We start from the raw sequence: 229 nt of genomic DNA on the forward strand, positions 1-229 counted from the left end.
CATAAGAGTAATGGTTACATTAAATACGACAAAGTCTCAAAAGGAAATAAATCATATTTATTTAAATAGCGCAAAACAACTTCGACCAGATTTAACCTTGACAAATAAGTCGAAATCAAGTTAGGATAATACCAATAGCTTTTGAATATTAAGAAAAGTTAGAGAATAGTTGAGGAAAGTTAGAGTGTAATAAAAATTAGAGCAGAGTTTAGTTTAGTTTGAGTTGAGG

General features: G+C 28.8%; 1 protein-coding gene. It reads left to right on the forward strand.

The genetic code is table 11. The features are described 5' to 3' along the window. The first annotated feature begins 10 nt into the window (after positions 1 to 10). Complete coding sequence (locus AOA59_RS33625) at positions 11 to 124, forward strand: chorismate mutase (protein WP_371919090.1); 114 nt, start codon at positions 11 to 13, stop codon at positions 122 to 124. Positions 125 to 229: the final 105 nt, after the last annotated feature.

Origin of the sequence: Pseudomonas sp. 2822-15 (assembly GCF_002742515.1) — a bacterium.
Taxonomy (GTDB): Bacteria; Pseudomonadota; Gammaproteobacteria; order Pseudomonadales; family Pseudomonadaceae; genus Aquipseudomonas; species Aquipseudomonas salomonii.